Source organism: Frankia sp. CeCAU1 (assembly GCF_977971845.1).
Genome location: NZ_CDWWXA010000173.1, coordinates 1 through 8,293, shown reverse-complemented (window position 1 = coordinate 8,293; position 8,293 = coordinate 1). Strand labels below are relative to the sequence as shown.

Sequence of the window (8,293 nt, the reverse complement as noted above, 5' to 3'; positions counted from 1 at the left end):
GGCGGCGGGGGAGGCGACCGGGCCGGCCGGCGACCTGCTGGACCGGGAGATCGAACGGCCCCGCACCGGGCCGATGCGCGACATCATCGCGACGATCCAACCCGAGCAGGACGAGATCGTCCGGGCGGATCTTGCCGTGAGCGTGTGCGTCCAGGGCGCCCCGGGGACGGGAAAGACCGCCGTGGGGCTGCACCGGGCCGCCTATCTGCTCTACGCCCACCGTGAGCAGCTGCGGCGCTGCGGGGTACTCGTCGTCGGCCCCAACCGCGCCTTCCTCGGCTACATCGCCGCGGTGCTGCCCTCCCTCGGGGAGTTCACGGTGCGGCACAGCACCCTCGACCACGTGGTGGGCGCGGTCGCCGTGCGCGGCACGGACCCCGACGACGTGGCCGCGCTCAAGGGCGACGCCCGGATGGCGACGGTGATCCGTCGGGCGTTGCACGGGGCGATCCGCCCGCCCACCCGGCCGGTCTCCGTGGACACCCGGGTCGGCCGGTGGACGGTCGGCGCCGACGAGTTCGTGGACCTGGCCGCCGACCTGATCGCGCAGCTGGGCGCGGGCGCGTTGCGCTACGGCACCGCCCGGGCACGCCTGGCCGGCCGGATCGCCGAGTCTGTCCGTCGCCGGGCCGAGGCGAGCGGACACTTCTTCACCGACGGGGCGCTGCGCACCCTCGCCCGCGGCCGGGCCGTCAGCGAGGCCGTCGAGGCGGTCTGGCCGCGGGCCGACGCGCCGGGCCTGGTGCACCGCCTGCTCACCGACCCGGCGTTCCTGGCGTCGGCGGCCGACGGGGTGCTCACCGACGACGAACAGCGCCTGCTGCTGACCGGCGCACCGCGGGGCGGGGTCCGGACGGCGCGCTGGTCGCTCGCCGACGCGTTCTGCGTCGATGAGGCCCGGGACCGCATCGAGAGCGGACCGGGCTTCGGGCACGTGATCATTGACGAGGCGCAGGACCTCTCCGCGATGCAGTGCCGCGCGCTCGGCCGCCGCTGCGCGGACGGCTCCGCCACCGTCCTCGGGGACATCGCCCAGGGCACCACCGGCTGGGCCGCGACCTCGTGGCCGACGTTGCTGGCCCATCTCGGCAAACCCACGGCGCACCTGGAGGTGCTGACCCGCGGTTACCGGGTGCCCGCGGAGATCCTCGACTTCGCGAACCGGCTCCTGCGCCACATCGCCCCGGATCTGCGTCCGGCGACCTCGGCGCGGACCACGCGCGGCGCGCTGACGACGGCCCCAACCACCCCGCAGGGGCTCACCGCCGCGGTGGTCGACCACACCCGCCGGACCCTGCCGCACCCCGGCTCGCTGGCGATCATCGTTGCCGACCGGGAGGTGGCGGCACTCGCGGCGGCGCTGGACGCCGCGCGGCTGCCGATGCCGATCGTCCCGCTCGACGGGGACACCCCACCCGGGCGGGCCTGCCTCGTGCCCGCCTCGCTCGCCAAGGGACTGGAGTTCGACCATGTCATCGTGGTGGAACCCGCCGCGATCGTGGCGGGTGAGGCGCGGCTGTTGCAGGGGTTGCGCCGGCTCTATGTCGTCCTCACCCGCGCCGTGAGCGCCCTCACCGTCGTGCACGCCGACGTGCTGCCCGCACAACTGCGGTGAGCGACCTCGCGGGCCCGATCCGGGTGGTTGCCGTGTCGCCACCGGACGAGTGGGAGAAACTGTCGATGTGGCAGATGAACGGAACGTTCTCGGTGGGGAACTGGAGCCCTGCGGCACCGATCCGGTGACCGGCTTCTACCGCGACGGGTGCTGCAGCACCGGCCCGGAGGATCTCGGTAGCCATACCGTGTGCGCGGTGGTCACCACCGAGTTCCTACGGCACCAGCGGCAGGTCGGCAACGACCTGTCGACGCCCCGACCCGAGTACTCCTTCCCCGGCCTGCGCCCGGGTGACCGCTGGTGCGTGGTCGCGGTACGGTGGCTGCAGGCCTACGAGGCGGGGGCCGCCGCGCCCGTCGTGCTGGCCTCGACGCACGAACGCGCCTTGGAGGTCATCCCGCTGGAGGCGCTGCGCGCCCACGCCGTCGACGTGCCCGCCGACCCACGATCACTCGGCTGACCTCGGCCGGCCCCGCCGGTCGCCGGCCCTGTCAGTCAATGATCTCGTCAGTCGATGATCTCGGGTTCGAGGCCCACGGTGAGCCAGTCGGCGTAGGACAGGCCGGTGATCTCTTCGAGGCGGGCGATGTCGTCGACGAAGTACGGCAGCACGGCGCGGTGCTGCTCGGCGGTGAGCTTCGGGCGTCCGCCCTTCTGCCGCTGCAACGCGGTGAGCAGCGGACCGCGGAAGGTCCTGCGCGCGGGAACCGGGAAGTGGTGCCCGATCCGCCCGCCGGTGCGTAGCGCCGCGCGCAGCACGCTGTTCACGGGGGTGTCCGCGACGAACGGCGTGACGTTCTCGGCGGGCACCAGGTCCACCAGACCCGTCTCGACGCCGAGGAACTCGCAGACCCGGTCCAGCGTGGCGGCGGGGGAGTCGCGCAGGTCCCGGTAGCGCAACAGCAGGACCTGGTCGCGGGAGAACAGGGTGAACAGATGGCTGAGCTGCTCCCCGTACAGGCCGAGGGAGACGTAGTGCCAGAACTGGGCCCAGCCGGCGTCCCGGCGCTCACGCTCCAGAGCACAGGCCCGGACGAAGTCACGTTCCGACTCCAGCCCCGCCGCCCACAGATGGGTCCAGTTCGAATGTGCGCGGTCGACCGGGTTGCGCAGCATGACGATGATCCGCGCCTTCGGCAGGAGCCGCCTGATCCGGTTCTGGGCGTCCAGGTCGTAGAGGTAGAACGGAGTGACCTCGCCCTTGAGCGTCCCCACCGGAGCGGCATCGAACAGCGCTTCGTAGTCGGCCCGCCGCCACACGTGCTCCTGGTACGTCTGGGCGTCACCGGGGCCGCCCCGGGCCGGCGGCGGCCCCTGCGACAGGAAGAACTTCGGCTCCTTCACCGACGGGAGGAACAGCGCCGGGTGTCGGACGAGTGCCGCGTGCAGCGCCGTCGTTCCGGCTTTCGGCACCCCGATCACGAGGAAGTCGGGAAGGGCCATATAACGGGCGCTCCTGGACGGCTGGGGTCGGTGGACGGCTGGGGTCGGTGGACGGCCCCGGGGTACGTACCTCGCATACTCCAGTAATCCGACCGGGGACCTCAAGATGGTAGCGGTCAGGGCAGGACGGCGTGAACGGAACGTTCGTCATCCTTACCCGGCCGGTAGGGTTGCCGCGTGGTAGTGAGCAAACAGCACTTGGCGGCGACGGCCGTACCGCTCCCCGGACTGAGGCCCGCCGTGACCGTGGTCGCGCCGCCCGGTGACGGCCCGGGGTACTGGGCCGGCGCGCCGTGCGCCATCGCGGTGGGCGGCGTGTTTTACCTGGCCTATCGGCTGCGCCGTCCCGTCGGGATCGGCCGGGGCTTCGGCGTCGTCATCGCCCGCTCCACCGACGGGGAGAACTTCACCGAGATCGCCGTCGTGCCCCGGGACCCGTTCGGCGCCGAGAGCCTGGAGCGGCCCGCTCTGGTGGTGACCCCGCAGGGATCATGGCGGCTCTATGTGAGCTGCGCGGCTGCGGGCAGCCCGCACTGGTGGGTGGACCTGCTGGAGGCCGACGACCCCGCGGCGTTCGACCCGGCCCGCCGCCGTACCGTCCTGCCCGGCGATCCGGCCAGCCTCGCCGTCAAGGACCCGGTCGTGGTCCATTACGACGGGCAGTGGCATCTGTGGGCCTCCTGCCACCTGCTCGACGACCCGCTGGCGACGGACCGGATGGACAGCCGCCACGCCACGAGCCCGGACGGCGTGACCTGGACCTGGACTGGAACGGCGCTGGCTCCCCGCCCCGGCTGCTGGGACGCCCGCGGCGTGCGGATCAGTTCCGTGCTCACGGGCGGCTCCCAGCCGGTCGCCCTGTACGACGGTCGGGCCACCGCGGCGGAGAACTGGGCGGAACGCACCGGTCTCGCCGTCGGGGTGACCGTCGACCGGTTCCACGCGGTCGGCACCGAGCCGGTCGCGGTCTGTCCGGACGGGGACGGCGCCCTGCGCTACGTCAGCGTGGTCGAGCTCCCGGACGGCGGCCGGCGGCTGTACTACGAGGCCTCCCGGCCGGACGGCAGCCACGAGCTGCGCACGGAGCTGCATCCGGCCCCTGAGCCGCCCCCGGTGCCCTGAACGCCGCCGTTTTGCCTGGTTGGCGGCATCCTGGCGGGGGTGCTGCCGGTTTTAGGGAGGGGTCGCGTTTGAGGGGCCGGGTTCAGGGAGAGGTGTGGCGGCGCTCGCGACGGGGGCGTGCCCTGCCCGCGGGTTTTGGGTCAGGCGATGGCCGCTCGGATGGGTTTGCGGTCGGTCAGGCCCACGCCGCCGCGCGGAGCGTCGGTCTCCCCCTTCATCTGACGGAAGATCGAGTCGTTGTCCCAGTACGCGCGCTCGGCAATGATTTTGCCCGGTTCCTGGCCGCTGAAGATGTAGAGCACAACGCCTTCGAAACGAACCGGACGACCCCGAGGGGCAATGCCGGCGAACTCGCCCTGATGTGTCCCTACCAGGGTCACCTCTCGCCAGGAGTAACCGGGGAGGTCGTATTCTCCGGTAACAGTGATGACGAAGTCCGGTAGGGCAAGGGCGAGCATTTCGTAGAAGTCCTGCACACCGCGGATGCCTTCGTAGCGGGCGTTCATCGGGACGACGTCGTAGAAGGCACGCTCGTCGCGCAGGAAGGTGTCGTAGACCTTCTCCCAATCCTTGGCGTTCTCCTGGCGGATGTGCTCCTCGATGGTCGCGCGCTGCCAGGAGATACGTTCCTCGGTAACAATAGTGGTCATGGTCTCGGTTTCCTGGTCCTTCTCGTAGAAGGAGAATTCGTTGCGGATTCATCGTACGACAGGTCTGGACGCGGAACAGTTCGGCTCTTCGAATTACGGTGGATGTCGTAATTAGGCGGACACGCGTGGCGGGACGGCTTGGGTTACGGGATGCAGCCAGCAGGGCCGGGTGGATCGGGACACGGCGTTGCGGCGTCCGCCATGCTGGAGCGGAACGTGCCGCCCGCACCGGTGATGATCGAGACTGTCAGGTCCCTGTGCGGCCCTTGCCGGCTTCTATCGTGACGGGTGACGCCAGGGCTCGGGGGCGCGCGTGCCCGCGGGTTCGCCCGGTCGGCGGGGGAGGTGGGGGTGGTGCGCGAGATCGCCGGCACCCTGCGCCGGTGGCGGGCGGCGGGCACCGCGTTCGCGGTGGCCACGGTCGTCGATGTCCGGGGCAGCGCGCCGCGCCAGCCGGGCGCGGCGATGGCTGTGGCTGCCGATGGCGAGGTCGTCGGCAGTGTGTCCGGCGGCTGCGTGGAGGGCGCCGTGTACGAGGTGGCCGCCGAGGTGGTCCGCACGGGGACGCCGGCCTTCGAGACCTATGGGATCCGCGATGACGACGTGGCCGCCGTCGGACTCACCTGCGGCGGCGTCATCGATCTGGTTGTTACGCCGCACCTGCCGCACCTGTCAGACGTGTCAGACGTGTCAGATCTGTCGCCCCCGCCGGGCCAGTCGGACCCGGGGCCATCGCCGCTCGACGCGGTCCTTGCGGCGATCGCCGCCGACGAGCCGGTGGCGCTGCTGACCGTGGTCGGTGGCGAGCGGCTGGGCAGCCAGGTCGCGGTGTGGCCGGAGCGGACCGCCGGTTCGTTCGGTGCGTCCGGGTTCGAGGTGACCGGGTGCGAGGTGACCGCGGTCGACGACGCCCGTGGCATGCTCGCGGCCGGGCTCAGCGGCCTGCGTCACTACGGTCTTCACGGGCATGGGGGTCTCCACGGGCAGCGGCGACCCGACGCGGTACCGGTGTTCGTCTGTTCGTTCGCGCCGCCGCCGCGGATGCTGGTCTTCGGGGCGATCGACTACGCCGCCGCGGTGGTCCGCATCGGGCGTTTCCTCGGTTACCGGGTGACGGTGTGCGACGCGCGGCCGGTCTTCGCCACTCCTCGCCGTTTCCCCGACGCCCACGAGGTGGTATGCGAGCGACCGGCGGCGTTCCTCGCCCGCACCGAGGTCGACGCGCGCACGGTGATCTGCGTCCTCACCCACGACCCCAGATTCGACCTCCCGGTGCTGCGCGCGGCGCTGCGCTCCCCGGCCGGATACGTCGGGGCGATGGGGTCGCGGCGCACCCACGCCGACCGGCTGCGCCGGCTGCGCGAGGACGGGGTGAGCGAGTCCGACCTGGCCCGGCTGCGCTCACCCATCGGACTGGATCTGGGCGCGCGCACGCCCGAGGAGACGGCCGTCTCCATCGCCGCGGAAATCATCCAGAACCGGTGGGGCGGGAGTGGCCGCCCGTTGCGAGCCACCCGCGGCCGCATCCACGCCGAATCCGGTGATCGCCGAATCCGGTGATCCCGGCGGTGCCGCGGACGGGTGGCAGGGAAAACCAAGATAATCAACGGTGTTGACGAGCATTCACACTCAAGATCATAAAAAACAAGACCATAAAAGAACAAAGCAACGCTCCCAGCCCCGGTCGGTGGTGCCTGAGTCGCGGCCGGAGTCAAACTCGGGGGTGAGACGCCAGGGTCGAGGGGGCCGTGGCGGGAGCCGGCCGGAGGAGTGGCGTACGTGCGTATCGCGATGTCGCTGGGGTACAGCGGAGGTTTCGAGGAGACCGTCTCGGGGCTCGCCGACTACGAGAAGGCCGGGCTCCAGGTCGTCCAGGTCGCCGAGGCCTACAGCTTCGACGCGGTCAGCCAGCTGGGGTTCCTCGCCGCCCGGACGTCACGCGTCGAGATCGCCTCGGGGATCATGCAGCTCTACACGCGCACCCCGAGCCTCATCGCGATGACCGCCGCGGGCCTCGACTTCGTCTCGCGCGGGCGGTTCACCCTCGGGATCGGCGCGTCGGGGCCGCAGGTCATCGAGGGTTTCCACGGCGTCCCCTACGATGCCCCGCTGGGCCGGACCCGCGAGACCATCGAGATCTGCCGGAAGGTCTGGCGCCGGGAGGTCCTCGAGTACCACGGCCATCACTACGACATCCCGCTCACCGCGGGGCGGGGGACCGGCCTCGGCAAGCCCTTGAAGATCATTAATCGACCGGTGCGGGACCGGATCCCTATCGTGCTGGCCGCGCTCGGTCCGAAGAACGTCGAGCTCGCTGCCGAGCTCGCCGAGGGTTGGATGCCCGCCTTCTACCTGCCGGACAGCGCGGACGAGGTGTGGGGCGAGGCGGTGCGGGCCGGTACGGCCAAGCGGGACCCGGCGCTCGGCACCCTGGACGTCTGGGCCGGGGCGTCCCTGGCCGTCGGCGACGACGTCACCGCGCTGCGCGACACCGACCGGCCGCAGCTCGCGCTGTACATGGGGGGCATGGGCGCGCGGGGCCGCAACTTCTACAACGACCTGGCTCACCGCTACGGCTACGCCGCGGAGGCGAAGCTTGTCCAGGACCTCTACCTCGCGGGTCGTAAGGAGGAAGCCGCCGCCGCGGTGCCGGCCGGCCTGCTGGAGAGGCTCTCCCTGATCGGCCCGCGCGGCTGGGTGGCCGAACGGCTCGCCGTGTTCGCGGAGTCCGGGGTCACGACGCTCGCCGTCAATCCGGTGGCGCCGACGCACCTGGAGCGGGTGCGTCTCATCGAGCAGATCCGCGAGCTCGCCGACGGCCTGTGAGGTGCCGACGGCCCGCGGCGACCCGTGCGGGGCGGCGAGCCGCGACGGCAATGGAGCCGCGACGGCAATGGAGCCGCGGCGGCAATGGAGCCGCGGCGGCAATGGAGCCGGGGCGGCCCCGGCGGAACCGCCCTGCCCCTGATGCTGCCCTGCTCTTTGTGCCGTCCTCGACTTGTGCCGTCCTCGGCACATCGTGTGATCAGCTCATGCCGGACGTGGTGAGGTCGTAGACCGTCTGCCCGCCGACCGTGGTGGCGGTGAAATGCGCCGCCACCCAGGCTGCGATCTCGTTGCCAGAGGTGGAGTTCCGCCCCCCGCCCATCCCGGTCCCGCCGGCAACGAAGTAGTGGATCTTGCCTTCGCTGACCCACTGCTCGAACTGCGCCAGCGTCGGTGCCGGGTCGCTGCCGTCCCATCCGCCGATCGCGATGACCGCCTTACCGCTGCTGAGCTCCAGCTCGGCGGCGGTGGTCGCACCGCTGGTGGTGGCGGCAGCCCAGGTCGTGGTACTCGTCCTGAGCAGCGCGACCAGAGCCGTGCTCCCCGTGCTCCTTGCCACCGGCGAGTCGCTGGAGGAACCGGAGGAACCGCTGGACGAGCCCGGTGGGGTTCCACCCGGAGCGCCGGAGGGCAGGCC

8 protein-coding genes are annotated in these 8,293 nt (G+C 71.6%); 5 read left to right on the top strand and 3 right to left on the bottom strand.

The features are described from left to right. Both AC08OO_RS21025 and AC08OO_RS21020 read left to right on the top strand, forming a co-directional pair. Nucleotides 1–1,615: HelD family protein (locus AC08OO_RS21025; protein WP_476618956.1), on the top strand; the 1,615-nt coding region annotated here is incomplete at its 5' end. Between the two features lie 67 nt (nt 1,616–1,682). Next, on the top strand, nt 1,683–2,075 hold the full coding sequence (locus AC08OO_RS21020; protein ID WP_011436808.1) for a DUF2237 family protein: 393 nt from the start codon (nt 1,683–1,685) through the stop codon (nt 2,073–2,075). A gap of 47 nt (nt 2,076–2,122) precedes the next feature. Here AC08OO_RS21020 and AC08OO_RS21015 read toward each other — a convergent pair whose 3' ends face one another. Continuing rightward, nucleotides 2,123–3,058, bottom strand: a complete 936-nt coding sequence (locus AC08OO_RS21015) for a sulfotransferase family protein (protein WP_476611662.1) — start codon at nt 3,056–3,058, stop codon at nt 2,123–2,125. Between the two features lie 177 nt (nt 3,059–3,235). Between AC08OO_RS21015 and AC08OO_RS21010 the strand changes: the two genes are divergently transcribed. Further along, nucleotides 3,236–4,180, top strand: coding sequence for a glycoside hydrolase family protein (locus AC08OO_RS21010; protein ID WP_476618955.1), 945 nt, complete (start codon nt 3,236–3,238; stop codon nt 4,178–4,180). Between the two features lie 140 nt (nt 4,181–4,320). Here AC08OO_RS21010 and AC08OO_RS21005 read toward each other — a convergent pair whose 3' ends face one another. Then, nucleotides 4,321–4,830, bottom strand: a complete 510-nt coding sequence (locus tag AC08OO_RS21005) for an ester cyclase (RefSeq protein ID WP_476611660.1) — start codon at nt 4,828–4,830, stop codon at nt 4,321–4,323. A gap of 288 nt (nt 4,831–5,118) precedes the next feature. On the opposite strand from AC08OO_RS21005, the gene AC08OO_RS21000 reads away from it, so the two are divergent. Both AC08OO_RS21000 and AC08OO_RS20995 read left to right on the top strand, forming a co-directional pair. Next, nucleotides 5,119–6,390 carry an XdhC family protein gene (locus AC08OO_RS21000; RefSeq protein WP_476618954.1) on the top strand — a complete coding sequence of 424 codons (1,272 nt, stop codon included), beginning with the start codon at nt 5,119–5,121 and terminating at the stop codon, nt 6,388–6,390. Nucleotides 6,391–6,609: 219 nt separating this feature from the next. Next, nucleotides 6,610–7,656, top strand: a complete 1,047-nt coding sequence (locus AC08OO_RS20995) for an LLM class F420-dependent oxidoreductase (protein WP_023840291.1) — start codon at nt 6,610–6,612, stop codon at nt 7,654–7,656. Between the two features lie 199 nt (nt 7,657–7,855). On the opposite strand, the gene AC08OO_RS20990 is transcribed toward AC08OO_RS20995, so the two are convergent. Then, a partial coding sequence (locus AC08OO_RS20990) for a mannosyltransferase YkcB-related protein (protein ID WP_476618953.1) occupies nt 7,856–8,293 on the bottom strand: 438 nt, incomplete at its 5' end.